This window comes from Actinomadura madurae (genome assembly GCF_047130825.1).
Taxonomy (GTDB): domain Bacteria; phylum Actinomycetota; class Actinomycetes; order Streptosporangiales; family Streptosporangiaceae; genus Spirillospora; species Spirillospora madurae.
The window spans coordinates 9,272,478-9,298,506 of record NZ_CP083237.1; the positions used below are offsets into that span (position 1 = coordinate 9,272,478).

Sequence of the window (26,029 nt, forward strand, 5' to 3'; positions counted from 1 at the left end):
GCGTGGCCGGTGATGACCCGAGGCATGTGCCGCATGCTCACCGCCCCGCCGGAACGCGGTCCGGGAGCTCGTCACCCGTCCGGGTGCTGAGCAGACGCCGGGAGGCCGTACCGGCGCGGGACGACTCGGCGCGCCCCCGCGCCACCCGGCGCTCTTCGGCGTGGATGCCGATGACGAGCATGGCGAAGATGCCGCAGATGGAACCGGCGAGGAAGACGGCGAGGATCGAGGCCAGGACGAGGATCATGTGCGATCACTCCTCTCGTAAGGCCCGTGTCCGGCGGGGGCGGTTTCGGGCGGTCGGTGGCTTACGAGAAAGAGAGTGCGCTTGACCTGGGGGACGAGATCACTACATGACTGGACGTGTTCATGACGTCCTCATAGGGTTGATCGCGTCCTAGGACGTCCCGGATCTCGGACGGGTGCATGCCAAACGAACGTCTACGCGCAGCCCTGCTAGAGCAGGGTCTGACTATCGCCACGCTCGCCGAAGCGATCGACGTGGACCCCAAAACGGTAGAACGGTGGATCACCAAAGACCGCACCCCCTACCGGCGGCACCGCTACGCAGTGGCTTCGCGCTTGGGCGTAGATGAGACGTTCCTCTGGCCGGACGCTCTGTCCAACGAGCAAGTCACCGCAGCGTCCAGCAGCGAACTGGTGACGATCTACCCGCACCGAACGTCCGTCCCAAGGGACGCATGGGGACGTCTCTTCGCTACAGCCAAAGACGAGATCGGCGTGCTGGTCTACTCCGGCCTGTTCCTCTCCGAAGACGCAGGCATTCACCGCACGTTCGCCGAGAAAGCGGAGGCGGGTGTCCGCGTCCGCATCCTCCTAGGCGACCCCGACAGCCCCCAGGTAGCCGAACGCGGCACAGACGAGGGCGTAGACGACGCCATGGCCGCAAAGATCCGCAACGCCCTCGTCCTCTACAAGAACCTACGCAAACGAGACGGCGTAGAGTTCCGCTTCCATCGCACGGTCCTCTACAACTCCATCTACCGCGCCGATGACCAGCTGCTCGTCAACACCCACGTCTACGGCGTCACGGCCGCACACGCCCCCGTCTGGCACCTGCGCCGCATAGCCGGCGGAGACCTGGTCAACACCTACCTAGAGAGCTTTGAACGCGTCTGGGAAGGTGCCACACCCATACCGGGGGACTGACCCTATGGGCCGGAGAATCGACTACTACGACGACCCCAATGCACCTAAGGCCAACAGCCTCGTCCCGTCCGTCAACGTCGTCGTAGAGAACGACAGAGGCGAGATCCTCATGATCCGCCGCACCGACAACGACAACTGGGCCCTACCAGGCGGTGCTGTAGACCTAGGCGAGTCCGTAACTCAGGCTGCCATCCGCGAGACAAAAGAAGAAACCGGAATCGACGTAGAGATTACCGGCCTAGTAGGCATCTACAGCGATCCCAAACACCTCATCCACTACACCAGCAATGACGAAGTTCGCCAAGAATTTTCGATTGTTCTTACCGCACGTCCTATCGGAGGTTCGCTCACTCCCAGTGAAGAGTCTCGCGAAGTCTATTGGGTAAGGATAAGTGACACAGGCAGGCTAAAGATCGACAGGTCCATGCGTATACGTATTGATCGGTTTGCGCAAAAGCGAACCAGCGTCGATATTCGATGATTTGAAATTTATCAACAAGGGGTGGACGGAGCATGGAGGACGAGAAGTCAGAGGGGCAGGCGCATACATTGCGCGCGGCGGTGCCGGGCTACTTTCCGCCATCGGAAGGGGAATTGGAGGAGTTTTTCACTAGTGGGTTGATAGCGTTCGATACGAATGCTTTATTCGATGCATATCGCTTCAGTCCGCCCGCTCGGGAAGATTTCTTCTCCGCACTGGAGAAATTAGAGGATCGCCTGTGGGTTAGTCATCGAGTGGCGGAAGAATTTATGCGGAACCGCTTGGGGGTCATCGCTGAAGGAGAGCAGGCTCTAGGCAAGGCACTTTCGGCCCTCGCTAAGAATCACCAGGCATCCGTGCAAGTCCTGCATTCGCTGGCAAACCGGCAGAGGCTTGATGAGGGCTCAATTAAGAAGATGGTGGCTGCACTGGATAAGGTCCATGGTCAAATCAGCGTCGGCCTCGAAGGGCATGCTGTTTTGGACATAGATCTAGACTCGGCTCTTAGAGATGATCCTATCCTTCGACGAATCGAGGAGGTGCTTGATGGAAATGTTGGTATACGCCTGGATGATGAGCAAAAAGCTCATGCAGAAGGAGTTAGGCGCATTAAGGCAAAAATTCCCCCTGGCTATGCCGATGCAGATAAGGACGAGTCGAAGGCAGTTGGCGACTTTTTCGTATGGGCCCAACTGAAAATAGAAGCTGTTAAAAGGATGCGTCCTGTGCTGCTGGTGTCCAATGACCAAAAAGAGGACTGGATCCTGAGGGATAGAGGAAGGACCATTGGTCCTCGTCCGGAGTTGGTCGAAGAAATGCGGCAAGATGCGGGAGTTCGGTTTCACATGTTGACCGTCTCCTCGTTCCTAATACATGCGCAGACATTTCTCAGTGCAGCTGTCAGTGAAGATACCTTTGACCAGGCAGAGCGCCTCTCCGAGCTGGCTACTCTTGCAGATCAAGAGGGCGACACGTCAACGCGCCCTACGGGCGAGAACTATGAGAAGCTTGTTCTAGCCAACCTCCAAATAGCCTTTCCTGATGCGGATATTACCAAGATTCAAGACGATGCCTCACCTGTTGATGCCAGCTTGCGAGTACATTCTGTCCGCCTCGCCAATGACAGTAGGCGACACTCGGTCAATATCGATATTATCGTCAAATATTGCCCCGGGATCGAAGGCTTCAACTCTACCTACTTGAAGTATCTTCGTTCCATTCTGAATGGCCGATGGCTATCGCCCGTCCTGATTATAGCAAATTGTGAGCTTCCCGCGGTGATCAATCGCCGAGAAAGGGAATTCCGTGAAGTGGGCGCCACTGTGAAATTCGTGAACTGGGTCACTCTCTCTGACAATGAGCAGTTGAGGCAGGCTGTTAACGTCCTGCTTGATCGCTGGATGGAGTCGGGAAATGACGATTCCAGTTGAGCGATGCTCCTGCGAGCGCATACTTTTGGCGTAAATGGTATCAAGAAATGTCGGGCCAGTGTGCGATAATGGAGATGCTTGGATCTCATGGCGTCATGGCCCTTTTTGGATTGCCTGCAATGTAGCAAGATGATGACTTGCTAGATCAAGCCAGCAAATCTTGCTTCATTTTGAACATTTCTTACAGTGGCCCTAAGTTGTGGTTCTGCTAGTTGTATGAAGCGACTAACAAGGTGGGCTGGTCCGTACCGTTCACGGATCTCGGCGATGCGGTTGGAGACGGATACGGAATCGCCGTCAGGCGTCGTGGTCATGTCGCAGTAGATCAGCGGCTGAATGAGGCCAGGAGGGTCTATCCCGAACTGGCTTGTCAGTTCGTCCGCTAGACCTCGCTCGCGGGCTTCGATGACGGCGCAGGAGTGATGAGCCACCAAGCGACATAGATGGACGTCAGCGTGGTGGGTGTCGCGGAGGTAGCGGGCGCCGTCTAGGGGGTGGAAGCCGGTGTTTACGAGGTCGGGGGCGTATCCGATGTCGTGGAGCCATGCGGCGGCCTCTAGAAGGTCGGCCTTGTTGCCGAGGATGGGGGCGAGCGTGCGCGCCTGGCGGGCTACGCCTTGGGTGTGGGCCCACCGGCGGGGGAGTGGGGTTTCCAGGTGCTTGCGTGCGAGGGCGCGGGCCCATGCTGCGGTGTTCTTCTTCATGGGGTCGACGCTACGTAGGTACTGCTGGACGTCCACGGGCATGTGTGGCTCATCTGGGGACGTCTTGACGGACGTAGCGTCCCTTGCCGTGGACGCAGGTGACCAGGCCAGCGGCTTCAAGAGCGACGAGGGCCGCGCGGGCGGTGAAACGGGACACGCCGTAGCGGCGGGCAAGTTGTGCCTCGCTGGGGAGGGCGTCCCCCGGTTGGTAGCGTCCGCTCTCGATCTGGTGGCGTAGGTTCGCGGCGATGTGCTCGGAACGTGTACATGGTTGCGTAGCCGAGTCTCGGACGAAGCGTCCTACGCCGGTGCGGACGGTGATGTGTCCTTCGGCTTGCAGGGTGGACAGGGCCCGCCGCACGGTGTTGCGGGCAACGCCGAACTCGGCGCAGAGAGCGGCCTCGCCCGGTAGGCGGGTGCCGGGGGCGTAGGTGCCGTCTGTGATGCGTTGGCGTAGCGCGTTTGTGATGCGCGCGTAGGTGCCCCATGCCGTGCGGCGGGTCATGTCAGGGCTGCTCGTCCCTCAGCAGGTCGAATGCCGCCGAGACCCAGGGTGTGAGCAGGATGGCGAGTTTGTCGGCGGCGAGGTCGACGTTCCTGCACGGCGTGAGCCACAGGCCGGTGCTGGACTGGTACCACCAGGTGCTGTTGCCCCAGGCCACGGACACGCTCTCGCCGATGGTCGGGGTGCACTTGGAGTACACGCGGAGGAGCTGGCGCGGCCCGGTCATGCGGAGTTGGGTCCTCCAGCCGTCTCGGCGCATCACCAAGGCGAGAAGGGTGAGGTGCCAGCGTGCGCGCCATGGGCCGCCATAGGTGGGCAGAGGGGACGCGGGCGGTGCATCCGGGGAAATATGCACCGACCACGCCACCTCCGCCCCACCCCATGAGGCCGCGCTCCCCTTCGCGGCCTCCTCTGGCGGCGGCTGCGGGGAATGGTCCCGCGCCATCACCAGGTCTCCACGCGCGCGACTTCGGCGCGAGCGGCCTCGTTGACGAGCGCCTCGCGCAGTGCGGCGGGGCTCGATCGGATCACTGTGGGGTCCACACCGGCGTGCGGGTTGTGCAAGCTCGCCACCCAGTCTCCGAGTCGTCCGTCCCACTTCACGGCGCGCCAGATCCGGTGACCGGTGAAGTCACGGCGCAACTCGGCGAGTGCCTCGTCCGCAGCACGCGCCTCATCTTCGTGGGGGTTCGGGTCGGCCTTCTGGGGCCATTCGGTGGGCATGGGGGCTCCTTGGCTTCCGTGTAGATCTCCGGGGCGAAGTGGTGGCTTCGCCGTGTGCCTTGAGCCTTCCGTTCGGGTTGGGACCTCTCCATCGGCATCTAGGGACGTCTAGGGACGTCTTCTGTTAGCGTCGCTTGTGCGTCGTTGTCGCTTGCATCTGCGGGAGGTCCGGTGAACGACTTGTTGAGGCGTGCCCTTGCCGACGCGAACCTGACCGAGGCCAGCGTTGCCGCGCGGCTGGGCGTGGACCCCAAGACCGTCCACCGATGGGTCGCCGGACGTGTCCCCTACCCCCGTCACCGGACGAGGGTCGCCGCACTGGTCGGACGCGACGAGATCGACCTGTGGCCGCACGTCGCTGTGACGAGCACCCAGGTAGAGACGCCGGTGGTTGAGGTCCTCGCGACTTACCCGCACCGCTGGGCTGTCCCTCGTCCGGTCTGGCACCAGCTCTTCCAGGCCGCGCGGGACGAGATCGGCATCCTGGCCTACGCGGGTCTCTTCCTCGCCGAAGACACAGGCATCATGCGCACACTCGCCCAGAGAGCACGTGAGGGCGTTCGGGTGCGGATCCTGCTCGGCGACCCGGACGGAACGTGCGTCGCTGAGCGCGGCAACGACGAGGGCGTAGGCGAGTCCATGGCCGCGAAGATCCGCAACGCCCTCGTCCACTACCGGGCCCTACAGGACGCGGACGGCGTTGACGTCCGGCTACATGACACAGTGCTCTACAACTCGATCTACCGCGCCGGCGACGAGCTACTGATCAACCCGCATGCCTACGGCATCGCCGCGTCCCACGCCCCCGTCCTGCACCTGCGCAGGGCCGAAGACGGCGACATGGCGAGCATGTACCTGGAGAGCTTCGAGCGTGTCTGGTCCGGCGCAACCCCGACGGCCTAAAGGCGTGACCCGTGATCGAGCGCCCGGAACTCTGTGAGACTTTCTGTAGATCTCAAGGCGGCCCGAGAATCGGCCGCACACGCACCGACTCGGCCTTTTGCCTTCTGCCTCGGGTCAAGCGCTGGCTAAGGGGCCAGGCCGAGGCGGGTCGGCAGGTGTGTACACCAGCAGGAGTTACAGGGCCGCACCAAAGGACGAAGAACTGAGTTGGCCGGGCCCGTGTCGCTGGTCGGTTCTTACCTTGCGTGGGCACTCCGCGCGGAGCCTCACGACAGGGCCGATGCGGGTAGTCGGCAGCGCCGGTCTGTCAGCCGGTCCAGGCTAAGAGGCCCCTCCCCACAATAGTCCGGAACCGGCCAGCTTCCGTCAATGGGTAGCGCCAAGAGTAGCCGCAATCCATATTAACCAGATGGACCTTAACTTCGAAGGTGAATTTTGGTTGCCAGAACAGCCTGACAAGAAGGTGGCTGGCACCCTCAAACTCTCGCAATCTGAGGGCACTGAACTTTCACTTATCGGAGGTTTCGGCAGCCAAGGGATGACGAGCTTCTGGGAAGATTCCGAGACTGTCCGACGCATCATCGGTTCATCGACCAAAGAACTGTATACGCTAGACCGTTGCTTCCAAACGCATGGACAAATGAATTTTAGCGGCGCACACCGCCAAAAGTATTCTGTCGGTCTCATTATCGAGGGTGCCTCGTATGCAAAAGACGAGGAGCTCACTTTCGATGGCATAGGCGTTGAAGTAACAAATTTCCTCAACTGGGCTGGTGTTAGTGGAGTATCGCAAGAATTTTCCACCTCGCCCAAGAATGGCTACTCAATCAAAGTGGAGGGCCTGGATACTGTAAGTGCTCCATTTTCGGATGGAAATATCGAGGTCCGACACGGCTATCGAACTTCGAGTAAAACAAATCGCGAGTTTACTATCCGTCAATTCGCTGACGTGAAATTCAGCTTCAACTCGATTCTATCGTTGAGCCGCGCCATGGATTATGCAAGCGATCTGCAAGATCTAGTAACTATGGCGACTGATCGAGTTTGCTCATTCGAGGAGTTCTTGCTCTATCATCCTGATTTCACCGAAGATAACGAGCGGATGGGCCGGCAATCAGTCAAACTACTCGTGCAACAAGTTGCGCAAGCTGGCTCCGAAAAGCATGTTTTTGGAGATAGTATTGCTTTTAGCTTCTCCGATATCGGAGAAATTGATGGTATCGTGCGGTGGATGGAAGCCTGTAAAAAGTATCGCTCTCAATTGGGTCGAGTTATGGCGACCAAATACAATCGCTATTTGTATGTTAGTGATAAATTCTTTGGGAGGGCGGCTGCATTGGAATCGCTTCACAAGGCCGTCTCTGGAAAATCAAACATGACCTACCGCAATAGGATTCTTGAATGCATCGGCGACGTCAGTGCACATTTCAAACTCCTTGTCCCGGATAATAAATTCAATCGGTGGGCTACGGTCATAAAAGATGATCGCAATAACATCGCCCATCATGCTGGGCGGATTCTGCATCAACATGAAGCGGAACTCTATTTCTTTGGCGAAGCTGCATACTGGCTGTTCGTTCTTTACTACCTAAAGATTGGCGATGCCCCCAACGCCGCCCTCGATCGCGTAACCGAGAATGGCCATTTCAAATGGACGGCTCAACGCATGCTAGAGTTTTTGTAACTCCGGGGAAACGTCAAACAGATGTTGACGGAAAAGAGTGCAAGCGGCGAACTCGGTCCACCGGCTAACCTACCTCTCTAGGTTTGAGTTGAGGCCTGGCGAGATTTCATAAAGCAAGTACCACTCAGGCAGGGGCTCTCGATTGCAGGTGATCAGCAGTCGAATAGGGCCAGCAATCAGTCGCTGCCAGGCGGCATCATCGGTTGAGTCGCTCATCCAGTGACCGGGCTTCGTTCGACGCAAAGACAGCCTTTCCCAGTTCTCGCCAGTCACACGCACGTAGGACCTTGGGCGAGTCTTCCGATTGCTGATGACTTGTTCGGATGCGCCCTGGTTAAATTCCCATGGCCCCCATACAAAATTCGCGGCTTCTTCTTCAGTCACATTGCGTGGAAGATTATTGGCGTTCCAATGTTTCTTCCATGCCTCGTCAAGGATTTCAATCGTGACTATGTCAAGGTAATCTAGTCCGACCGGGCCGGTTAGTTGAATCGAAAGCTCGCCGTGGGTACCACCATGTTCTGTACCTTCGTCAAGGCGAAAATCAAACACCGGAGTCAACTCTGCGTGCCTTCGATCTCCTTCAAGCTCTGTAAGCTTGTTTGCGGCATCGGCAGAGTCCTTGGCGCTGCTCGCGGAGCGAGTAGCGGCACCCCACGCGCCAAGACCAGCGACAGCAGACCCAACGCCGGCAACAGCAGAAGCGAAGGCCGCAACAAGCGACCAATCAGTAGCCATACCTAGAGAACCTAGCCGCTGAACAACATCATCAGGACCACTTCGACGAAGATGGTCAGCCACCCCAAAAGAACACTTTGTTGTTCTCGCAGGCTCCTCTCGTTTCATGGACCACATGGGGGTCAAGTGGCACTGGTGGTACGCAGGAGCCCCGGCCACGGCCCGAGGTAGTACGTGACTGGGGCTCCTTGGTTCACGCTGGGGCGGGTTGTTCCACGTTGGTGATGATCTGCTTCACCTTGCGGCGGTCGATGCCGTACTTCTCGGCGAGGTAGCGCTGAGAGACCGGACGGCCAGGGCCCTGCAAGCTCGCCCTGTACTCGTCCAGCACTGCCTGTTCTGGTGTCTGCTCCACTTCGGTGCGAGGCCGTTCCGAGTTGGTGCGATCCTCGTCCTGGACGAGGTCACCACGCGCGGCGCTGCGCGTGAGTGTCATCAGGAGTTCGAAACTCCCCACGAGGGCGAGCGCGGGCCATGCGCTGACTATCGCGCCGATGATGCCGTGGGACGCGCCGTGCGCCACGTTGGCGCCTACCGTCGCCACGATGCCTACGGCGAGGCTCCATTTGGCCAACGGTGGTGCGGGGTGCTTCCGGCGGCTTGCGTCCAGGATCACCATGGACGCCGCCCAGATGAGGCCGTCCACCGTGAACGGGACGAGGCGGGCCGTGGGGCCGGACTCGCCGTGTGCGTGGACGAGTTCGTAGGCGTGGCGGTACGAGATGACGGCGGCCACTGCGGCTACCGCCACCACGGCGAGCGCGGTCGTGATCCGGATGAGGCGGTCAGCCACGGCCAAGCTCCCTGCGCCACTCGATCACGCACGGGTCGTCCTCGCCGTGGGTGAGGACGCGTTCGGCGAGCATCAGGGCCGTGATCGCTGCGTTGCGGTCTAGGGGGCGCGGCCATGTGGTGACGTGCCATCCGCAGTTGGTGCGGGTTGCGGTGGCGATGACCTCGCCATTTACCGTCGCGGTCATCGTTGTTTCAGTGATTTCGAGGGCCATGGAGACCCCTCCTCCCTGCTGAGGGGAGGGAGCCAGGGGAGCCAATCTCGGGAGCCAACGTAGGTCGGTTTAACTCCGACGTAGGTCGACAGTGCCGGATGGTTCCCCTGGTCTCCCTTCCTGGTTTTCGCAGGTGAGCGGCTCTCTGCTCGATCTCCCCGGACGGCTTCGGACGGGCCCTGAATAAGGGTGGCTCAGGGGTTCCCTAAAGGAGTCTTAAGGGGCCCCTGTTGGGGGGGGCGGCGGCTTAGCGTTGCAGGCGTCACATCGGAGACACGGCGGAGGTGCACAGGCGGAGAGCAGAGCGAACGTCGGCTGAGGTTCCGACTGAGGTTCCTGATTGAGACAGGTTTCTGGCCCGCACGGCCTTGTTTTTCCCGCTCTAGGGCCGTGCGGGCCAGAAGCTTTTCTCAGCGGGGCAGGGCGCCGAGGAGGAGGAGCCGGAAGGCGTCGGCGGTGCCGGTGGCGGCGGTGTCGCCGGTGGCCAGGCGGCGGACGGCCAGGCCGTAGAGCATCGCGACGATCGCGGGGGCGTGGCGTTCGGCGTCCGGGATGCCGAGGGCGTCGAGGATCGCGGCGGCCAGCCGGTCGTAGGCCTCGACGGAGCGGGCGGAGGCCGTGCGCAGGGCGGGGTCGCGGGCCGAGTGCAGATGGAGTTCGAGGTTCGCGATCTGCTCGGGGCCGTAGGCGAAGTCGACGACGGCCTTCTCGACCTGGTCGGCGGCCTCGATGGGGGCGATGCCCGACTCGGCGAGGGACGTGACGTAGGCGGTGATGCGGGCTATCTCGGCTTCCACGAAGGTGTGCAGGGCCTCGCGGAGCAGGTCCTCCTGGCTGGGGAAGTGGTAGGTCAGGGAGCCGAGTGAGACGCCGGCCGCGCGGGCGACGGCCCGGTTGGTCACGGCGCCGATGCCCTGCTCGCCGATGAGGCGGAGGGTGGCTTCGAGAATCTGATCGCGGGCGCTCATCGCTGCACAGTCTTCCCTAGGACGGGCATGTTCCGTATCGTTCGTTCGAACGAACGATACCGGGAGGCGTGGGTGGAGCTGGGGCTGGCCGGGCAGGCGGAGGCGCTGGCGAGGGGCGAGATCTCCTCCAGTGAGCTGGTCGAGGAGAGTCTGGAGTCCATCGGGCGGCAGGAGTCGCTCGGGGCGTTCCGGGTGGTGCGCAGCGAGGCGGCAGGGCAGGAGGCGCTGGACGCCGACAAGCGGCTGGCGGAGGGGGAGCGGCTGCCGCTGCTCGGGGTGCCCGTCGCCATCAAGGACGACACGGATCTGGCCGGTGAGACCACGCCGTTCGCGGTGCTGGGCGACCACCGGCCCGCGGTGGAGGACGGGGAGGTCGTCCGCAAGCTGCGGGCGGCCGGCGCCGTGATCGTGGGGAAGACGACGACGTGCGAGATCGGGCTGTGGCCGTTCAGCGAGTCGCCCGGGTACGGCGTCGCGAGGAACCCGTGGAACCCGGAGTACACGCCGGGCGGGTCGTCGGGCGGGTCGGCGGCGGCCGTCGCCGCCGGCATGGTCGCGGGCGCCGTGGGATCGGACGGCGCCGGGTCGATCCGCATCCCGGCGGCATGGACGGGGCTGGTCGGCATCAAGCCGCAGCGGGGGCGGGTCTCGGGATACCCGCAGACCGACCCGTTCAACGGGATCACGGTGTGGGGCCCGATCGCGCGGAGCGTCGGGGACGCCGCCCTGCTGCTCGACGTGCTCAGCGGCAGCCATCCGGACGACGTGTACCAGGTCGACCCGCCCCTGACCCCGTTCGCCGAGGCCGCGAGGCGGGAGCCGCGCCGGCTGCGGATCGCGGTGTCGTTCCGGACGGCCTTCGGGGTCAGCGGCGAGCTCGACCCGGAGATCCGCGCGGCGGTGGAGCGGCTCGCGCGGAGGCTGACCGATCTCGGTCACAAGGTGTTCCCCGCCGACCCCGACTACGGGCTCGTGGCGCTCGGGCTCGTCCCGAGGGGGACGTCCGGCGTCGCCGACTGGCTGGACGCGATGCCGAACCCGAGGCCGGAGCACAGGACCGAGGTGGAGGCGCGCATGGGGCGGCTGGTCGGGAAGCGGCTGCTGCCTCTCGCGAAGAGGATGGACCCGTATCTGCGCAGGAAGATCGGCCGCATCTTCCAGGCGGCCGACGTGGTGATGACGCCCACCACCGCGCAGCCGCCCTTGAAGGTGGGGGCGTTCGAGGGGATGGGATACCAGAAGACGCAGTCGGGCGTCGCGGCCGCGTGCCCTTACGCGTGGACGTGGAACGTGGTCGGCTGGCCGGGGGTGAACGTGCCGGCGGGATTCACCAAGGCCGGCCTGCCCATCGGCGCCCAGCTCCTCGGGCATGATTCCGACGAGGCCACGCTCATCTCGCTCGCCGCGCAGCTGGAGGCCGTCGAGGGGTGGACCGGCCTGCGCCCCTAGAGCACGCGACGGGCCGCCGGTGCGGGGGTCCAAGCCGGTACCGGCGGCCCGTCGCGCTTCAGTACCCGGCGCCGGTCAGCATGCCGCCGTCGACGAGGACCTCGCTGCCCGTGCAGTAGGACGAGTCGTCCGAGGCCAGGTAGACGATCAGCCCGGAGACCTCCTGCGACTTGCCCATCCGGCCGAGGGGGAGGGCCTTCATGAACGCGTCGGCGTTGTCGGCGGTGGCCGAGACGATGTCGTCCTGCATGGTCAGGGGTGTCAGCACGGCGCCGGGGTGGATGGAGTTCACCCGGATCCCGTACCGCCCGAGCTCGCGCGCGGCCGACTTCGTCAGGCCGCGGACGCCGAACTTGCTCGCGCTGTAGGCGGCGAGGCCGGCGGCGCCGATGAAGCCCTCGGTCGAGGACACGTTGACGATGGAGCCGCCGCCCGCCTCGCGCATCGGGGCGGTGACGGTCTTGACGCCGAGCCACTGGCCGACGAGGTTCACGTCCAGGATCGTGCGGAACTCGTCGAGCGTCATGTCCTCGATCGTCTTGTGCCGGAGGATCCCGGCATTGTTGACCAGGACGTTCAGCGCCCCGAACGTGCTGGTCGCGGTCTCGGCGGCCCGCTCCCAGTCCTCCTGCTTGGACACGTCCATCCGGACGAACCGGACGTCGTCCCCGAGGTCGGCGGCGAGCTTCGCGCCCTCCTCCTCCAGGACGTCGCCGAACACGACCTTGGCGCCCTCGTCCAGGAAGCGGCGGACGTGCGCCTTGCCCATGCCGCGCGCGCCGCCGGTGATCAGTGCCACCTTGCCGTCAAGCTGCCCCATCAACGCTCCTCGTCGCCGCTGCCGTCCGATAAAACCTAGCGAACGCTTGGTCAACGGAACAAGGCGGCCCCCTACCCCGTGCGCAGGCCGTCGAAGAGGAGCGCGAGCATCCGCGCGGCGTACGCCTCGCGGTCGGGCGTGCGCTCGGACGCGACGCCGATCGCGTTGGTGAGCCGCAGCAGGTCGCCCGGGTCGATGTCGGGGCGGATCGCCCCCGCGCGCTGCGCGCGGTCCAGCAGCCGGCCGAGCGCCTCGCAGATCGCCGCCGCCGCGGCGCCGAGCCCGGTGTCGGCCCACTCCGCCGACATCGCCTCGATGATCACGGTGGAGGTGCCGCGCGGGGTGGCCGCGCCCGACAGGTAGGTGCGCAGCCACAGGCCGAGCGCGGCGTCCGGATCGGGGTCGGCGAGCAGCTCCTCGGCGTGCGCGAGGAGCCCGTCGATCCGCTCCCGCAGGACGGCGTGCAGCAGCGCGTCGCGGGTCGGGAAGTGCCGGTAGAGCGTGCCCGAGCCGACACCCGCGCGCTTGGCGATGTCGTCGAGGGACGCGCCCGTGCCGTTCTCCATGAACGCGACGCGGGCCGTCGTGATGAGTCGCTCGTAGTTGCGGCGGGCGTCGGCCCGCATCGGGCGGGTGTCCATGGGCACCGTCCAGCGATGTAGCGGGTGACCTGGGATGGTACACGCCTGCTTACTGGACGAGCCTGCCATCTCCCCGTGGAGAGCGCTACCCGGACGGCGCGGCCAGTGCCTCGCGCGACAGGCGGTCGGCGCGGCGCGTCGTCTCCGGGAGGCGGTACTCGGGCGCGAGGGCGAGGACGGTCCGGCACGCGGTGTCGAGATCGGTGCGGTGCCCGACGGACACGAACACCGGTTTCACGTTGTCGCGCGTACGCAGCACCCGTCCGACGACCTCGCCCCCGTCGAGCAGCGGGCTGGCGTCGCCGCGCCGCGGGCCGGGCTGGTCGTAGGTGCCGACGAACGCCGTCTTGCCGACGCCGATGGACGGCAGGCCGGTCAGGACGCCGAGGTGGCAGGCCAGCCCGAACCGCCGCGGGTGCGCGATCCCGAACCCGTCGCACACCAGCAGGCCGGGTGTCGTCGTGAGCGCGCGGAGGGCGCGGAGCAGCGTGGGCAGCTCCCGGAACGCGAACAGGCCCGGGACGTACGGGAACGCGGCCGTGCCGACGGCGACCGCCTCCTCCACGACCTCCAGGGTCGCCGCGTCGAGGACGACCGCGGCGGCGGCCACGCGGTCGCCGGCACCGCCGCCGTCGCCCGCGTACGAGACGTCGAGGCCCGCGACGGTGCGCGGCGCGGCCGGACCCGGGACGTCCAGGTCGAGCAGGGGACGCAGCCGGTCCTGGATCGCCTCGGCCTCCTGCGGCGTGGACGGCCAGGGGTGCAGGTCGTGTACGTCCATGCCGGGACGCTACCGGCCGGTCAGGACAGCGACGCGTACGCGGCCTGCGTCAGCCGGAAGGCGCGCAGGTCGCCGGACGCCTGGTCGCCCATCAGGTTGGGCAGGTAGGCGAGCGCGAGCCCGGCCTCGGGGTCGCCGAGGCCGATCGAGCCCCCCGCGCCGGTGTGGCCGAACGCCGACTCGCGCCCCGCCTTGGGCGTGTAGAACGTCTGCGACGGACGCATGAAGCCCAGTCCGAACGAGCTGTCCACGAGCAGCGTCCGGTCCGGGCCGGTGACGCGCGGGCGCAGGGCGTCCCGCAGCGTGTCCGGGCGCACGATCCGGCCCGCCACGAGGTCGCGGTAGAAGCCGGCGAGCGCGGGTGCGGTGGCGATCATCCCGGCGGACGGCCAGCCGGCCCGCAGCACGACCGGGTTGTTGTAGCCGCCCTTGCCCGGGTGCGGGTTGTTCAGCGACCGGTTCATCAGGCTCCGCGGGTCGAGGTAGGCCTCGGCGAGCCGCTTGAGGACGTCGGGCGCGCCGGGCCGGGGGGCGTCGGCGCCGCCGCCGCGGCGCCGTCCCGCCGACAGCTTCGCGGCCCGCCCGATCACGTCCTCGGGCGCCCCGATCCACAGGTCGAGGTCGCCGGCGAACTCGTCCTCGACGAAGGCGCCGACCATCCGGCCGGACAGCCGCCGGACGATCTCCCCGGCCAGCCACCCGTAGGTCAGCGCGTGGTAGCCGTGGGCCTCGCCCGGCGTCCACTCGGGCTTCTGCGCGGCCAGCTCGGACGCGAGCGCCGGGGCGTCGGCCGCCTCCTCCGCCGTCACGGGACGCGCGAACGCGGGCAGCCCGGCCTGGTGCGACAGCAGGTGGGCCGCGGTCACGCCGTCCTTGCCCCCGGCGCCGAACTCCGGCCACCAGGCGGTCACCGGGCCGTCCACCTCGTAGGCGCCGCGCTCGGCGAGCAGCAGCGCCGCGGCGGCCGTCACCGCCTTGGTGCAGGAGAACCCGAAGCAGGGGGTGCCGGGCAGCCACTCGCGTCCGGTGCGGCGGTCGGCGACGCCGCCCCACAGGTCGACGACCTTGCGGTCGCCCACGTAGACGGCGACGGCGGCGCCCAGCTCGCGCCCCTCGGCGAAGTGCTGCTCGAACACCTCGCGGACGCCGGCGAACGCCGGATCGCAGTGGCCCTGCACCGTGCTCATGCGCGATCCTCTCAGCGGGGAGCTCTATGGAATCACGTTCTAGGATTGCCCGCCGCGCCGGGTGACGCGCTAGAAGCGGCCGAGGTGGTGGACGGGCTCGGTGACCGGGTCGGCGGCGCGCTGCGCGGGCCGCGTCCGCCCGAACTCCAGCGTGAGCAGGGCGGCGGCCAGCCACGCGAGGTCGAACCAGGACCGGAGGACGACGTTGCGCGGCCGGTAGGACGGCCTGAACTTCTTGTCGAACAGGTACAGCGACTCGACCGCGATCCACGGGTCGAGGAGGTGCAGGGCCCGGTAGCCGGCCTTCTCCAGCAGGGTGCGCTCGTCGGCGTCCAGCAGCTCGCGGAACGCGGCGAAGTTCAGCGACACGACCCCGTGGCCCCGCTCGCCCGCGTACCGGACCATCTCGACGATGAGGCGCTCGTTGACCCCGTTCGGGCCGCCGGGCGCGCGGCGCATCGCGTCCAGGCTGATGCCCTGGCCCGCGGAGACGTAGCGCTGGAAGGCGATGGGCTCCTTGTCCTCGTCGTAGGCGATGGCGACGACCGCGCCCGGGTGGTAGCCGGTCAGCAGCTCGTCGAGGTTCATGGAGAAGCCGCGCTCGGCGGCGCCGCCCAGCGAGCGGGACGCGACGTCCAGCAGCTTCGCGCGGAGCGCGGGGGTCAGGTCGCGTTCCGGGACGATCTCGGACGTGACGCCCGCGTTCTCGGTGCGCCTCACGGCCTGCCGGACGTTGCGCATCTGCCGTCCCGCCAGGGAGAACTCGCCGGGGCGGAGGACGACCTCGTCGCCGTACCCGATCGCCCGGCACGGCCCCCAGGCCGCGAGCAGGCCGTCGCTCGCGCCGAGCACGGCCGGCCGCCAGCCCGTCGTCCGGCACATCGCGCGGAACGCGCGGACGGCGGCGGGGTGGCAGGCGGGGTCGCCGACCGGGTCGCCGCCCGCGACCGCCATGCCGAACAGGACGCGGTAGCCGATCGCGGCGCGGCCGTCCGCGCTGAACACGTACGCCTTGTCGCGGCGCAGCGCGAACGGGGCGAGGGTGTCCGAGCCCGGGTGGGCGACGAGCCCGGCGACGCGCCGGCGCTCGGCCTCGTCGCCGGGCGGCGGCGCGGGGTCGGGCGCGAGCAGGGTGATGATCAGCACGAGGAGCCCGGCGGCGCCGGCGAGGCCGAGCACGCCCGGCAGCCAGGACGCGCCGTCGGTGGGCCCGCCGGCGGCGCCGAGCCCGGTCGCGACGTCCCCGACCGACCGGATCGACACGCCGCCGAAGGCCAGCGACGCCGCGGTGGCGGCGGCGACCAGGACCGCTCCGGTCCGCACGGCCGCGCGGACGCGCTCGGGATGCGGGCGCACCGGGAACCGGTCGCGCTCCAGCCACAGGCCGCCGAGGACGGCGGCGAGCAGAGGCAGCCGCCACAGCGGGTCGTCGCCCGCGAGGACCGCGAGCAGCCCGAGGAGGACCAGCGTGACCAGGCCGTACCAGGCGGCGCGGCGGCGCAGCAGGACGCCGCGGGCGAGCAGGCCGAGCGCGAGGCCGATGGCGATCGCGTGCGCCGGGGCGAGCGGGCTGCCGGTCACCAGCCGGGACAGCCGGCCGAGCCAGTGCGGGGGGTGCGCGAACGCCGGGACCGCGATGAGCACGGCGACCAGCAGCGCGGTGAGGGCGAGCGGCCACACCGGCCGCGCCCGCGGCGGTACCGCCGGTTTCGCTGATTGCACGAAGGACACCTCCGCTGAGCCCACAACCAAGATCCCCTGGAACCCATTCCCGCATTCGGACGTTGAAGATCGCCCTCGGTGCCGGCCTGGAACCGGACTCGCTGGTCAGGGGCTTCACACCGGCCATACCCGGGTGACGGTCGCGAGGAACACCGCTCGGCGAGCCCGGGAAGGACGATCCGGAGGCGTGCCGGGAACTCGGCGCGATCACGGCCGCCGGGCTCGGCGGCGGCTGAACCGGGGGAGTCACCGGTAACGTGCCGAACATGAGTGGTTTTCGGCATGTGGTGATGTTCAGGTGGGCCGAGGGAACGACGACGGGCCAGCAGGACGAGGTCGCGGCCAGGCTGCGCGAGCTTCCCGGAGCGATCCCGGAGATCAGGGAGTACAGCGTCGGGGCGAACGCGGGCGTGAACCCCGGCACGTACGACTTCGTCGTGGTCGCGGACTTCGCCGACCGGGACGCCTACCTGGCCTACCGCGACGACCCGGTGCACCGCGCGGTGGTGGACGAGTTCATCACGCCGATCGCGGTGGAGCGCGCGTCCATCCAGTACGAGGCGTAGCGGCGCGGGCACCCCGGCGCACAAAACCGAGCAAGCGCTTGTGTTCTGAAGAGGTTTCGGGTTAATTTCCTCAGAGACGTCCGCCGGGGACGGATCGCGCCCCGTTTCCGGCGGGCGGCGCACCGCCCCCGCGCGGCCCGGTCATCCCAGGGCCCGCAGGTTCATGATGTCGTCGCGGAGCTGCTGCGGAGTCGGCGCCTCCAGGAGCCGCGGCCCGTCGCGCAGCGGCACCATGGCCCACCACGACCCCGTCGCCTCGCCGTACCAGACGCGCACACCCGGGAACTGCTCCTGAAGAGCGCGCACGGTGGCCGCGCGCATGGCCGCGGGCGTGGGCTCGCCCTGGCCGGCGGCACCCCGATGAGTCGTCATGCCGCCCTCCCCCCGTAGATCTCTCCGGCAACAGCGTCCTCAGGGACCAAAGCGTCACCCCTACTCGGCAAATAGTGACTAAGCACACTATGGAGGCTGGGGGCGCCGAACGGTGGGATACCGCGCCGATGTGCCCGAATGTATGTATCCGGTCGGCCCGAATGCGGGCCGCCCCGGCATGACCAGGGACGAAGCCGGAACCGCCGCCGGACGGCCGGTCCGGCGGTGCACGGCGCGTTCAGGTGACGATCGGCGGGACGGGACGCGGGCGCGGTGCGGCTAGTGCAGGTTGATCCCGTCGAACATCACCTTGAGGTAGTGCTCGGCGAGCCCCTGGGCGTTCAGGCGGCCGCCGGGACGGAACCAGCGGACCGCCACCCACACGGTGTCGCGGATCATCCGGTAGGTCAGCTTCGGATCGAGGTCGGGGCGGAACAGCCCCTCCGCCTGCCCCGCCTGGAGCGTGTTCACCCACATCTTCTCGACCTCGTCCTCGGACTTGATCAGGTAGGCGAACCGGTCCATCCCCCGGAGGTAGTTCCAGTCGTTCTGCATGACCGTGATGGCGGCCCGGTGCGGCTCCAGGGTGCCGAACGCGACCCGGACGAGCCCCGCGATCGTGTCCCGCGGGTCGCGGTTCTCGTCGATCACCGCCTGGTAGCCCGCCATGATGTCGGTGAAGAACCCGGAGAGGATCTCGTCGACGATCGACTCCTTGGAGTCGAAGTGGTGGTACAGGCTGCCGGAGAGGATGCCCGCCTCCTCGGCGATGTTGCGGACCGTCGTGGCCTGGAAGCCCTTCTCCGCGAACAGTTCCGCCGCGAGCCTGACCAGGTGCTCGCGGCGCTCCGAGGCCAGCGCGGCCGATCCCCGGCCGCGGCGGCGCGGGCCGCTCTCACCGGTGGCGCGGGTTCTCGATCGTCCGGACTTGGCGCTCGTGGTCGTCACCCTCTCATTATGCCGTCTCGCCCAACCGCTTGCTCGTGTCGCGGCCGCACCAGGGTACGGGGCACAGCAAGCGCTTGCTACAGGTGCTTGCCACCCCGTTCGCCCCCGCCGCATAGGCTCTGCCCCATGTCCGACGTGATCGTGTTCGACCTGTACGGAGTGATCGCCCGCACCCAGACGCCCGAGGCGGTGCGGCGGATCGAGCAGCTCGCCGGGACGCCCGGCCCCGCGTTCTGGGACGCCTACTGGGCCTGCCGCCCCGCCTACGACGCCGGCCAGGAGAGCACCTCCTACTGGGCGGACGTCGCCGGGCTGCTCGGCGTCGCGTTCCCCGACGTCGCGGCGCTGAACGAGGCCGACCTCGACAGCTGGACCGAGGTCGACGAGGACATGGTCGCGCTCGTCGGCGAGCTGGCCGACGAGGGCCGCACGCTCGGGCTGCTGTCCAACATCATCGGCGACCTGGTGCCCCGCTTCGAGGCCCGGCACGGCGGCTGGCTCGCCCGCTTCGACGCGCGCGTCTACTCCTGCGACATCGGCGTCGCCAAGCCCGACCCGCGCGCCTACGAGATCTGCGCCGAGCGCCTCGGCGTCACGACCGCCGACGTGCTCTTCTTCGACGACAGCGAACGCAACGTCCGCGCCGCCCGCGCAACCGGCATGCGCGCCGAACTCTTCACCTCCCGCTCCCAGGTCCGCACCCTCGTCGCCTAGACCGCCGCCGGCCGCGGGCGGGCGCCGGTCACGCGGGCTTCGAGCCGGCGCCGTGATCGTCGTGTTGCCCGGGACGCCGGGCGGTCGCGGGGGAGCCGCGGTCCTGGCCGGGTAGGGCGCGGGCTGTTGCGGCGGCGGCCAGGAGGAGGGCCGCCATGGTCAGGAAGGCGCGGTCATAGGTTTCCTCGCGGGCGGTGAGGGCGGCCAGGGCGGCCAGGCCCAGGGCGGCGCCCGCCTGCTTGGTGGTGTTCATCAGGCCGGACGCGGCGCCGGCGTCGCGGGACGGGGCGCCCGAGGTGACGGCGTTGGTGAGCGGGGTGTTGAGGAGGCCGCCGCCGGCGGAGATGAGGACCGCCGGGCCGAGGACGTCCGGCAGGTAGGCGCCGCCGGGGGAGAGGCGGCTCTGCCACAGGAAACCGGCCGCCGCGATCAGGGCGCCGGCGATGATCAGAGTGCGGTCGCTCGCGTGCCGCATCAGCCTGGGCGTGACGTGGAGGGCGACCGCGATCGTCAGGAGGGTGTGCGGGAGGAAGCCGAGGCCCGTCTGGAACGCGGTGAGGTGCAGGACGTTCTGCATGGACAGCGCCAGGAAGAACCACATCGGGTTGAGGCAGGCCCCGGCGAGCAGCATGGTCGCGTTCCCGGCCGCGACCGCGCGGACGCGCAAGAGCCGCAGCGGGATCAGCGGCGCCGGCGACCGGGACTGGACGACGGCGAACGCGGCGAGCGCGGCGGCTCCGATGACCAGGGCGGGGGCGTTCCAGCCGCGGGTGATGCCGAAGGTGAGCGCCGTGACGCCGCCCGTGGCGAGGGCGGCTCCGGGGACGTCCAGGCGCCGCCGCCCGCCGGTCCGGCCCGGGAGCAGCCGGGCGGGCAGCAGGGCCAGGGCGCCGACCGGGACGTTGACCAGGAAGATCCAGCGCCAGGACAGCGCGTCGGTGAGGAGGCCGCCGGCGAGGTTGCCCGCCGTGCCGCCCGCGAGGCCCACCGCCGTCCAGGCGGCCAGGGCGCGGGGGCGGACGTCCTCCTCGAACGTGGTGGTGAGGACGGTCAGCGTCGCCGGGGCGAGGACGGCCGCGCCGGCGCCCTGGCACGCGCGGGCGGCGATGAGCGCGGCCGGTGAGCCCGCCAGGCCGCAGGCGAGGCTCGCGAGCGTGAACAGCGCCAGGCCGAGGACGAGGGTCCGGCGGAGCCCGCAGAGGTCGGCGAGGCGGCCGCCGAGCAGGAGGAGGCCCGCGAAGGGCAGCGCGTAGGCGTTGACGATCCACGGCAGGTCGGCGGGCGCGACGTCCAGGCGCGCCTGGATCGCGGGCAGCGCGACGTTCACGACCGACACGTCGAGGACGACCATGAACTGCGCCGCGCACGCCAGGGCGAGCACGAGGCGGTGCCGCGGCGTCATCGGACCTCCTTGGTGATACAGCCGTACCATAATGATACGTTCGTATCACATGACGGGAGGAGGGGGCGTGCCGAGGACGGCCGACCACGGCGCGCGGCGCGCGCAGATCATCGACGGGCTGGTCCGCGCCGCCGGGCGGGACGGGCTGCACGCGGTGACCATGCGCTCGGTCGCCGCCGAGGCCGGTGTCTCGCTGCGGCTCGTCCAGTACTACTTCGAGAGCAAGGCGCGGCTGATGAACGCGGCGCTGGAGCGGCTCGAACGGCAGAGCCGCGAGCGGTGGGCGGCCCGGCTGGAGGGCCTGGAGGACCCCTCGCCCCGCGAGGTCGTCGAGGCGCTGCTCGCCGAGGCGCTGCCGACCGACCCGGAGAGCCGCGCCTTCCACCAGGTGTGGACGTCCTACGCCGTGCTGGCCCTGACCGAGCCGTCGCTGGCCGCGCAGCCGTTCGTGGACGGCCCCGACCGGCTGGAGCGGCAGATCACCGGCGTCCTCGCGGACGCGGGCGTGCCCGGGGACCCGGCGGTGGAGGCGGCGCGGCTGCTGGCGCTCGCGCACGGCCTCGGCACGAGCGTGCTGGTGGGGCGGCGGAGTCCGGAATCGGCCATGGAGATCCTGCGGCACCATCTGGACACGCTCTTCTGACGGCGCCCTGGCTTCTCACAGCGTCCTGGCTTCTGACGGCGCCCTAGGAGGCGGGCGGCAGCTCCCCGCCGGCCTCGGCGGCCTTCGCGAGGCGTTCCCGCAGGGTGCGGACGAGCTCGTCGCCCTGCTCGGTCAGGCGCTCGATCGCGGGCAGCGCCAGGTCGTCCCGGACGGTGTCGGCGAGCAGTTCGTCGTACTCGTGCGCCTTCTCCGCGATCGCCTCCAGATGGCGCTGGGCGCGCAGCACCTCGTCGGCCGCGCGGGCCCGCTCGGCGTAGCGTTCGAGCGCCTCGACGCGGCGCGTCACCGCCTCCACCGAGACGTCGAGCTTGTCGCGCAGCGGGCGCAGCGCCGCCTCCACCTCGGGGATCGTGTCGGCCGCGGCCATCTCCTCCTGCTCCGCGCGCAGCTTCGACTGCTTCGCCAGGACCTGCGCGATCTCCCACTCCTGGCGCGGCAGCGTGACGGCGTTGTCGACGGAGTCCAGCAGCCCCTCCCGGTTGACCTGCGAGTCGCGGACGGCGTCGATCGCGGTCTGGACGCGCGCCAGCAGCGCGCGGCCCTCGTCGTCGAAGTCCTCCAGAGTGAGGTAGCGGTCGCGGCGCCGCTCCAGCTCCCGAGCGCGCCGCAGGTCCAGCGAGACCGACGGGGTGCCGAGCGCGACCAGCACCGCGAGCATGCCGAGGCCGATCAGCCACAGCGAGCCGAGCAGCGGGGACCCGATCAGCCCGAGCGCGAGGACCGACAGCGGCGCCAACCACAGCAGTGGCTTGCGGCGCGCGACGATGGTGTCCAGCTCGGCCCGCAGCGCCGGGTCGGCGACGGGCCGCGGCTCGGCGGGGGCGCCGTCCCCGGGGGAGCGCGGCGGCGCGATGCGGCGCCAGGAGGTGGACACGTGCGTCTCGAACGCGAAGTCGGTCGGCGCGATCTCGATCTCGGTCGGCCCGGCGGGCAGCGGCCAGGAGCCGACGGGGTCGCCGCCGCCCGGGCCGGTGAAGCGCACCCACCAGCCGCCCTTGCCGTCCTCGCAGCGGTAACGGCCGGGGGCGACGTCGATACCGACGAAGAACGTGCCGATCCCGGGTATGGAATCGTTCCACGCGCCATGGGTCACGGGCGACCTCCCACCTGAACCGACGTACGGGGGACGGCAAGAGTTGCAGTACCCACATCCGTGTCGGGAAAGCCGGATCGGGTTTGGAATACTCCAGGCGTGCGACCTGACTACGACCCCCTCGACGATCCGCCATGGGCGATGCAATTGGTGGTACGCGCGGAGAAGGCCGATCCGCCCAATCACGGCGCGGTCTGCGAGGCGGCGGCGACCGCGGTCGTGAGGCTGCTCACCGATCCGCGGGCCGCCGATCCCGAGGGGGAGTGGCGCGAGGCCGTCCGGGAGTGGGAGGCGCGCAGGATCAGGAAGGTGACCCGGCGCGCCCGCGGCGTCCGCTGGCCGGAGGCCGAGGCGCTGCCCGGCGTCACCGTCGAGCACGCGGGCGCGCAGGTGCGGGCGTTCCCGCCCGGCCCGGTGTCGGAGGTCCCGCCGCAGCTGGCCAAGCTCCAGGTGGCGGGTCTGGACCTCCCCGACGAGGCGGAGCCGGGCCCGCCGCCCGAGCCGCCGTACGCCGCGATCGCCCTGAACCCGGACGTGACGATCACGACCGGGAAGGCCGCCGCCCAGTGCGGGCACGCCGCCCAGCTCCTCCTCCGCCGGGGCCGCCGCAGGCACGTGGCGGCGTGGGTCGAGGCCGGCGCCCGCGTCCACCTGGCCCGGGACGTGCCGTGGAGCCGCTGCGTGAAGGAGGCGGCGGTCGCCGTCCGCGACGGCGGGTTCACCGAGGTCGCGCCGGGCACGATGACCGCGACCGCCTGGCTCGTCCGCCGGTAGGCGCGGCGCGCCGGGACGGGTCCGCCGCGCCGCGCCGGCGGATCAGGGCAGGGTGACGGCGACCGGCGCGATGCCGGCCGCGCGGATGAGGGACGGCAGGCGCCCGGCGAACGGATGGTGGTCCACCGGCAGGCCCCGCGGGTTGTCGATCACGTAGTGGACGACGCCGCCGGCGCGCCGCTCCGCCCACGCCGCGCCGACCGACCGCAGCACGGACACGGTCCCGGCCGCGTCCGCCGCCTTCACCGACACCCGGATCGGCGACTCGTACGACGGCAGCCCGGCCGCCTCCCGCGCCGCCTTGGCCGTGGCGCCCGCCCGCCGCGGCGCCGCCGCCTTCGCCGGGTCGGGGCCCAGGATCGCGTTGTAGAGCAGCCTGGCCGTCCCGTCGGTCAGGGCGCGGAAGTTCGGCTCGGCCGCGAACAGCACGGACCGTCCCTCCCCGACGGGCTGGTCGACGACCGCGGCGGTGCCGCCCAGCTCGGACGCGCCGCGCTCGTACCCGGAGACGAACCAGTCGGGTGAATCCGCCTCCGGATACGCCACGGCGACGCCGCTGGACGCCTTCATGACCAGGTCGTAGGAGGTGAAGTTCCAGGCCGTGGCGCCGACGCCCTTCGCCAGCGGGCTCGCGCCGTCCACCTTCACGCGGAACAGCGTGCCGGGGATGTCGGACGTCGGCTCGGCCAGCGTCGCCGTCGTCAGCCCGAGCCGGGCCGCGAGCTGGGCGCCGCCCCGCCAGCCGACGTAGCGGCCGCCGTCCCGCGCCCACTGCTGGAGGGCGGCGCGGCCCGCGTCACCGAGCGCCGTGTAGGCGGACGAAGCCGGGCCGTTCGGCGTGAGGAGCACCTCGACGCCCGAGAGCTCGCCCGCGGCGACGTCCGCCGGGGTGAGCAGCGTGAACGGGAGCTTCCAGTCCCGGTCGAGGCGGTGCCGGAGCCAGCCCGCCGACTCCCGCGCCGAGGACGACGTCGCCGACAGCTGCAGGACCGCGAGCCTGGGCGCCTTCCCCTCGTGTCCGGGACGCGGCGCCGCCGGGGTCGGCACCCGCACCGCCTTCGGGCGCAGGACGGCGCCGGACGAGCCGCCGGACACGTTCCCGATCAGTGGCAGGCTCCACGCCGTCACGTCGTAGAAGTACGGGAACGGCGTGTAGGAGTCCTCGTTCAGCATGGCCTGGATCCAGTGCTTCCGACCCTGCGCCATGGAGATCACGTAGGTGCCCGCGGGCAGCGTCGTCCCGGCCTCCGGCTTCCCGTACGCCTTGAAGTCGGGCACGGTCAGCGGCCGGACGAGCCTCTCGACGCGCACGCCCATCCGCTGCAGCCTGCGCACGATGAGGCGGACCGCGGCGCGCTTGGCCGGGTCGTCGTCCCGGAGGAAGTAGGCCCGCACCTTCTGGTCCGGCACCGGCCGGTCGACCTGGTTGGGCGGGTTGTAGACCTGGTTGGGCTCCAGCTCCCCGGCCTTGCCCTGCGCGTAGGCGTCGACCGTCATCCGGCGCCACTCGGTGAGGATGCGGCGCCGGTCGCGGGCCGCGGCCGACAGCGACACCCACTGGGTGAGGTACTGCTCCTTCACCCGCTCCGGATAGGGGCTCCCGTCGCCCTTCTCGTAGGTCATCCCCGCGGCGTGGAACGCGCTGATCGGGACCGTGTCCCCGTAGCCCTGGTAGAAGAGGTCGTAGACGTCGCGGTTGAAGAAGTCGATGCCCTGCCGCTCGAACTCGGCCGCCATCGCCGCGCCGTACGTGTCGTTGATCCAGCCGACGGCCTGCTCGGGCGTCTCGTGATAGACCGGGTCGGCGTTCGGCGGGAAGAAGTACGACGTCCCGCCCATCTCGTGCGCGTCGATGTAGAGGACCGGCGGGTACTGGTTGAGCATCGCCAGCTTGCCGTCGGTCTCGGGCTGGGTGCGCGCGAACCAGTCGCGGTTCATGTCGAACCCGTAGGCGTTCTGCCGCGTCCTCAGCTCGCGCCCGTCCGGGTTCTGCGTCGGCAGGACGATGACGAGCGCGTTCGCGAGGATCGCGGTGGCGGCGCAGTCGCCGCGGTCACCGAGGTCGCGCAGGACCCTTAGTGCCGCGTCGGTGCCGCTCGGCTCGTCGCCGTGGACGTTCCCGCTGACCCACAGGATCGGGATCCCGCGCTCGGTGATCCGCCTGGCGAGCGCGGCGGGGGTGCGGGGGTCGCGCAGCAGGCCGGCCTCCAGCCGCACCTTGGCCAGCCCGGCCTTGGAGATCAGCTCGGGGCGTCCCGCGATCGCGTACTTCAGCGGGCGCCCCTGCGCGCTGGTCGCCAGCGTCCCGGACACGACCCGCTCGCTCCTGGCGGCGACCGTCTCCAGGTACCTGTCGGACTCGGCGGCGGTGACGGGCCGCTCGCCGAGGTCGAAGCCGAGGACCTGCTCGGGGGAGGGGACCCTGCCTCGGTAGACCGGCGCGGTCTGCGTCGGGTCGCATCCTGCCGCCGGCGCGGCGGGCTGCGCGGCGGCGGGCGCGCCGAGCGACGCCGGGACCGCCAGGGACGCCGCCAGCACCAGGGGCAACGTCAGTTTTCGGGCTCTCATGAGCCACAACGTGAC

The 26,029-nt window shown here is 68.7% G+C and carries 29 protein-coding genes; 10 read left to right on the top strand and 19 right to left on the bottom strand.

Translation table 11 applies throughout. The features are described 5' to 3' along the window. Positions 1 to 37 precede the first annotated feature (37 nt). Entirely contained in the window at positions 38 to 247 is a 210-nt protein-coding gene (locus K8Z49_RS43435; RefSeq protein WP_412516885.1) for a hypothetical protein, read from the bottom strand. A gap of 179 nt (positions 248 to 426) precedes the next feature. Here K8Z49_RS43435 and K8Z49_RS43440 point away from each other — a divergent pair, with 179 nt between their 5' ends. The 3 genes from K8Z49_RS43440 to K8Z49_RS43450 are packed head-to-tail and all read left to right on the top strand — an operon-like array spanning position 427 to position 3,081. Further along, on the top strand, positions 427 to 1,170 hold the full coding sequence (locus K8Z49_RS43440; RefSeq protein WP_412516886.1) for an XRE family transcriptional regulator: 744 nt from the start codon (positions 427 to 429) through the stop codon (positions 1,168 to 1,170). Positions 1,171 to 1,174: 4 nt separating this feature from the next. Further along, a complete protein-coding gene (locus tag K8Z49_RS43445; RefSeq protein ID WP_412516887.1) occupies positions 1,175 to 1,651 on the top strand; it encodes an NUDIX domain-containing protein in 477 nt (158 codons plus the stop codon). A 32-nt stretch (positions 1,652 to 1,683) separates the two neighbouring features. Continuing rightward, positions 1,684 to 3,081 (top strand): PIN-like domain-containing protein, encoded by a 1,398-nt coding sequence (locus K8Z49_RS43450; protein ID WP_412516888.1) that lies wholly within the window; start codon positions 1,684 to 1,686, stop codon positions 3,079 to 3,081. Between the two features lie 140 nt (positions 3,082 to 3,221). Here K8Z49_RS43450 and K8Z49_RS43455 read toward each other — a convergent pair whose 3' ends face one another. From K8Z49_RS43455 to K8Z49_RS43470, 4 genes are all read right to left on the bottom strand, one after another. Continuing rightward, on the bottom strand, positions 3,222 to 3,827 hold the full coding sequence (locus K8Z49_RS43455; RefSeq protein WP_412516889.1) for an HD domain-containing protein: 606 nt from the start codon (positions 3,825 to 3,827) through the stop codon (positions 3,222 to 3,224). Positions 3,828 to 3,834: 7 nt separating this feature from the next. Beyond that, on the bottom strand, positions 3,835 to 4,290 hold the full coding sequence (locus K8Z49_RS43460; protein WP_412516890.1) for a winged helix-turn-helix domain-containing protein: 456 nt from the start codon (positions 4,288 to 4,290) through the stop codon (positions 3,835 to 3,837). 1 nt (position 4,291) lies between these two features. Further along, entirely contained in the window at positions 4,292 to 4,516 is a 225-nt protein-coding gene (locus tag K8Z49_RS43465) for a hypothetical protein (RefSeq protein WP_412516891.1), read from the bottom strand. 218 nt (positions 4,517 to 4,734) lie between these two features. Next, positions 4,735 to 5,013 (bottom strand): hypothetical protein, encoded by a 279-nt coding sequence (locus tag K8Z49_RS43470; RefSeq protein ID WP_412516892.1) that lies wholly within the window; start codon positions 5,011 to 5,013, stop codon positions 4,735 to 4,737. Positions 5,014 to 5,184: 171 nt separating this feature from the next. On the opposite strand from K8Z49_RS43470, the gene K8Z49_RS43475 reads away from it, so the two are divergent. Then, a complete protein-coding gene (locus K8Z49_RS43475; protein ID WP_412516893.1) occupies positions 5,185 to 5,916 on the top strand; it encodes an XRE family transcriptional regulator in 732 nt (243 codons plus the stop codon). 409 nt (positions 5,917 to 6,325) lie between these two features. Beyond that, entirely contained in the window at positions 6,326 to 7,600 is a 1,275-nt protein-coding gene (locus K8Z49_RS43480) for a hypothetical protein (protein WP_412516894.1), read from the top strand. Between the two features lie 69 nt (positions 7,601 to 7,669). On the opposite strand, the gene K8Z49_RS43485 is transcribed toward K8Z49_RS43480, so the two are convergent. The 4 genes from K8Z49_RS43485 to K8Z49_RS43500 form a co-directional block, all read right to left on the bottom strand. Further along, the gene (locus K8Z49_RS43485; RefSeq protein ID WP_412516895.1) at positions 7,670 to 8,446 is read right to left on the bottom strand and encodes a hypothetical protein; all 777 of its coding nucleotides are present in this window, start codon (positions 8,444 to 8,446) and stop codon (positions 7,670 to 7,672) included. Positions 8,447 to 8,531: 85 nt separating this feature from the next. Continuing rightward, complete coding sequence (locus K8Z49_RS43490) at positions 8,532 to 9,131, bottom strand: DUF2637 domain-containing protein (RefSeq protein WP_412516896.1); 600 nt, start codon at positions 9,129 to 9,131, stop codon at positions 8,532 to 8,534. After that, complete coding sequence (locus K8Z49_RS43495; protein WP_412516897.1) at positions 9,124 to 9,345, bottom strand: hypothetical protein; 222 nt, start codon at positions 9,343 to 9,345, stop codon at positions 9,124 to 9,126. Before K8Z49_RS43495 ends, K8Z49_RS43490 begins: the two co-directional genes overlap by 8 nt. A 410-nt stretch (positions 9,346 to 9,755) precedes the next feature. Further along, entirely contained in the window at positions 9,756 to 10,313 is a 558-nt protein-coding gene (locus K8Z49_RS43500) for a TetR/AcrR family transcriptional regulator (RefSeq protein WP_111833580.1), read from the bottom strand. A gap of 72 nt (positions 10,314 to 10,385) precedes the next feature. On the opposite strand from K8Z49_RS43500, the gene K8Z49_RS43505 reads away from it, so the two are divergent. Further along, positions 10,386 to 11,762, top strand: coding sequence for an amidase (locus K8Z49_RS43505; protein WP_021597415.1), 1,377 nt, complete (start codon positions 10,386 to 10,388; stop codon positions 11,760 to 11,762). Between the two features lie 58 nt (positions 11,763 to 11,820). On the opposite strand, the gene K8Z49_RS43510 is transcribed toward K8Z49_RS43505, so the two are convergent. From K8Z49_RS43510 to K8Z49_RS43530, 5 genes are all read right to left on the bottom strand, one after another. Next, positions 11,821 to 12,582 carry a glucose 1-dehydrogenase gene (locus tag K8Z49_RS43510; RefSeq protein ID WP_021597416.1) on the bottom strand — a complete coding sequence of 254 codons (762 nt, stop codon included), beginning with the start codon at positions 12,580 to 12,582 and terminating at the stop codon, positions 11,821 to 11,823. Positions 12,583 to 12,653: 71 nt separating this feature from the next. Continuing rightward, on the bottom strand, positions 12,654 to 13,223 hold the full coding sequence (locus tag K8Z49_RS43515) for a TetR/AcrR family transcriptional regulator (protein ID WP_250361258.1): 570 nt from the start codon (positions 13,221 to 13,223) through the stop codon (positions 12,654 to 12,656). Positions 13,224 to 13,308: 85 nt separating this feature from the next. Further along, positions 13,309 to 14,004 carry an endonuclease V gene (locus K8Z49_RS43520; protein WP_021597418.1) on the bottom strand — a complete coding sequence of 232 codons (696 nt, stop codon included), beginning with the start codon at positions 14,002 to 14,004 and terminating at the stop codon, positions 13,309 to 13,311. A 20-nt stretch (positions 14,005 to 14,024) separates the two neighbouring features. Next, positions 14,025 to 15,191 carry a serine hydrolase domain-containing protein gene (locus K8Z49_RS43525; protein ID WP_412516898.1) on the bottom strand — a complete coding sequence of 389 codons (1,167 nt, stop codon included), beginning with the start codon at positions 15,189 to 15,191 and terminating at the stop codon, positions 14,025 to 14,027. 69 nt (positions 15,192 to 15,260) lie between these two features. Continuing rightward, the gene (locus K8Z49_RS43530) at positions 15,261 to 16,913 is read right to left on the bottom strand and encodes a bifunctional lysylphosphatidylglycerol flippase/synthetase MprF (protein WP_412516899.1); all 1,653 of its coding nucleotides are present in this window, start codon (positions 16,911 to 16,913) and stop codon (positions 15,261 to 15,263) included. A 266-nt stretch (positions 16,914 to 17,179) separates the two neighbouring features. Between K8Z49_RS43530 and K8Z49_RS43535 the strand changes: the two genes are divergently transcribed. After that, entirely contained in the window at positions 17,180 to 17,479 is a 300-nt protein-coding gene (locus K8Z49_RS43535) for a Dabb family protein (RefSeq protein ID WP_033330654.1), read from the top strand. A gap of 141 nt (positions 17,480 to 17,620) precedes the next feature. On the opposite strand, the gene K8Z49_RS43540 is transcribed toward K8Z49_RS43535, so the two are convergent. Then, positions 17,621 to 17,851 carry a hypothetical protein gene (locus K8Z49_RS43540; protein WP_021595239.1) on the bottom strand — a complete coding sequence of 77 codons (231 nt, stop codon included), beginning with the start codon at positions 17,849 to 17,851 and terminating at the stop codon, positions 17,621 to 17,623. Positions 17,852 to 18,130: 279 nt separating this feature from the next. Beyond that, a complete protein-coding gene (locus K8Z49_RS43545; protein WP_021595240.1) occupies positions 18,131 to 18,799 on the bottom strand; it encodes a TetR/AcrR family transcriptional regulator in 669 nt (222 codons plus the stop codon). 126 nt (positions 18,800 to 18,925) lie between these two features. Between K8Z49_RS43545 and K8Z49_RS43550 the strand changes: the two genes are divergently transcribed. Further along, a complete protein-coding gene (locus tag K8Z49_RS43550) occupies positions 18,926 to 19,513 on the top strand; it encodes an HAD family hydrolase (RefSeq protein WP_111833582.1) in 588 nt (195 codons plus the stop codon). A 28-nt stretch (positions 19,514 to 19,541) separates the two neighbouring features. On the opposite strand, the gene K8Z49_RS43555 is transcribed toward K8Z49_RS43550, so the two are convergent. Then, positions 19,542 to 20,915, bottom strand: coding sequence for an MFS transporter (locus K8Z49_RS43555; protein ID WP_412516900.1), 1,374 nt, complete (start codon positions 20,913 to 20,915; stop codon positions 19,542 to 19,544). A 67-nt stretch (positions 20,916 to 20,982) separates the two neighbouring features. Here K8Z49_RS43555 and K8Z49_RS43560 point away from each other — a divergent pair, with 67 nt between their 5' ends. After that, on the top strand, positions 20,983 to 21,558 hold the full coding sequence (locus K8Z49_RS43560; protein ID WP_075019675.1) for a TetR/AcrR family transcriptional regulator: 576 nt from the start codon (positions 20,983 to 20,985) through the stop codon (positions 21,556 to 21,558). Between the two features lie 43 nt (positions 21,559 to 21,601). Here K8Z49_RS43560 and K8Z49_RS43565 read toward each other — a convergent pair whose 3' ends face one another. After that, positions 21,602 to 22,672, bottom strand: coding sequence for a hypothetical protein (locus tag K8Z49_RS43565; protein WP_021595244.1), 1,071 nt, complete (start codon positions 22,670 to 22,672; stop codon positions 21,602 to 21,604). 99 nt (positions 22,673 to 22,771) lie between these two features. Between K8Z49_RS43565 and K8Z49_RS43570 the strand changes: the two genes are divergently transcribed. After that, on the top strand, positions 22,772 to 23,446 hold the full coding sequence (locus K8Z49_RS43570) for a hypothetical protein (RefSeq protein WP_024934657.1): 675 nt from the start codon (positions 22,772 to 22,774) through the stop codon (positions 23,444 to 23,446). A gap of 42 nt (positions 23,447 to 23,488) precedes the next feature. On the opposite strand, the gene K8Z49_RS43575 is transcribed toward K8Z49_RS43570, so the two are convergent. After that, positions 23,489 to 26,014 (bottom strand): M14 family zinc carboxypeptidase, encoded by a 2,526-nt coding sequence (locus K8Z49_RS43575; protein ID WP_412516901.1) that lies wholly within the window; start codon positions 26,012 to 26,014, stop codon positions 23,489 to 23,491. Positions 26,015 to 26,029 lie beyond the last annotated feature (15 nt).

Bases quoted from the DNA above. Each gene is read 5' to 3' on its own strand.
- K8Z49_RS43500 (WP_111833580.1), bottom strand. From the start codon at position 10,313: ATGAGCGCCCGCGATCAGATTCTCGAAGCCACCCTCCGCCTCATCGGC.
- K8Z49_RS43540 (WP_021595239.1), bottom strand. From the start codon at position 17,851: ATGACGACTCATCGGGGTGCCGCCGGCCAGGGCGAGCCCACGCCCGCG.
- K8Z49_RS43520 (WP_021597418.1), bottom strand. From the start codon at position 14,004: ATGGACGTACACGACCTGCACCCCTGGCCGTCCACGCCGCAGGAGGCC.
- K8Z49_RS43450 (WP_412516888.1), top strand. From the start codon at position 1,684: ATGGAGGACGAGAAGTCAGAGGGGCAGGCGCATACATTGCGCGCGGCG.
- K8Z49_RS43435 (WP_412516885.1), bottom strand. From the start codon at position 247: ATGATCCTCGTCCTGGCCTCGATCCTCGCCGTCTTCCTCGCCGGTTCC.
- K8Z49_RS43515 (WP_250361258.1), bottom strand. From the start codon at position 13,223: ATGGACACCCGCCCGATGCGGGCCGACGCCCGCCGCAACTACGAGCGA.
- K8Z49_RS43465 (WP_412516891.1), bottom strand. From the start codon at position 4,516: ATGACCGGGCCGCGCCAGCTCCTCCGCGTGTACTCCAAGTGCACCCCG.
- K8Z49_RS43470 (WP_412516892.1), bottom strand. From the start codon at position 5,013: ATGCCCACCGAATGGCCCCAGAAGGCCGACCCGAACCCCCACGAAGAT.
- K8Z49_RS43535 (WP_033330654.1), top strand. From the start codon at position 17,180: ATGAGTGGTTTTCGGCATGTGGTGATGTTCAGGTGGGCCGAGGGAACG.
- K8Z49_RS43440 (WP_412516886.1), top strand. From the start codon at position 427: ATGCCAAACGAACGTCTACGCGCAGCCCTGCTAGAGCAGGGTCTGACT.
- K8Z49_RS43455 (WP_412516889.1), bottom strand. From the start codon at position 3,827: ATGCCCGTGGACGTCCAGCAGTACCTACGTAGCGTCGACCCCATGAAG.
- K8Z49_RS43495 (WP_412516897.1), bottom strand. From the start codon at position 9,345: ATGGCCCTCGAAATCACTGAAACAACGATGACCGCGACGGTAAATGGC.
- K8Z49_RS43550 (WP_111833582.1), top strand. From the start codon at position 18,926: ATGTCCGACGTGATCGTGTTCGACCTGTACGGAGTGATCGCCCGCACC.
- K8Z49_RS43445 (WP_412516887.1), top strand. From the start codon at position 1,175: ATGGGCCGGAGAATCGACTACTACGACGACCCCAATGCACCTAAGGCC.
- K8Z49_RS43480 (WP_412516894.1), top strand. From the start codon at position 6,326: ATGGACCTTAACTTCGAAGGTGAATTTTGGTTGCCAGAACAGCCTGAC.
- K8Z49_RS43555 (WP_412516900.1), bottom strand. From the start codon at position 20,915: ATGACGCCGCGGCACCGCCTCGTGCTCGCCCTGGCGTGCGCGGCGCAG.
- K8Z49_RS43510 (WP_021597416.1), bottom strand. From the start codon at position 12,582: ATGGGGCAGCTTGACGGCAAGGTGGCACTGATCACCGGCGGCGCGCGC.
- K8Z49_RS43485 (WP_412516895.1), bottom strand. From the start codon at position 8,446: ATGAAACGAGAGGAGCCTGCGAGAACAACAAAGTGTTCTTTTGGGGTG.
- K8Z49_RS43525 (WP_412516898.1), bottom strand. From the start codon at position 15,191: ATGAGCACGGTGCAGGGCCACTGCGATCCGGCGTTCGCCGGCGTCCGC.
- K8Z49_RS43460 (WP_412516890.1), bottom strand. From the start codon at position 4,290: ATGACCCGCCGCACGGCATGGGGCACCTACGCGCGCATCACAAACGCG.
- K8Z49_RS43575 (WP_412516901.1), bottom strand. From the start codon at position 26,014: ATGAGAGCCCGAAAACTGACGTTGCCCCTGGTGCTGGCGGCGTCCCTG.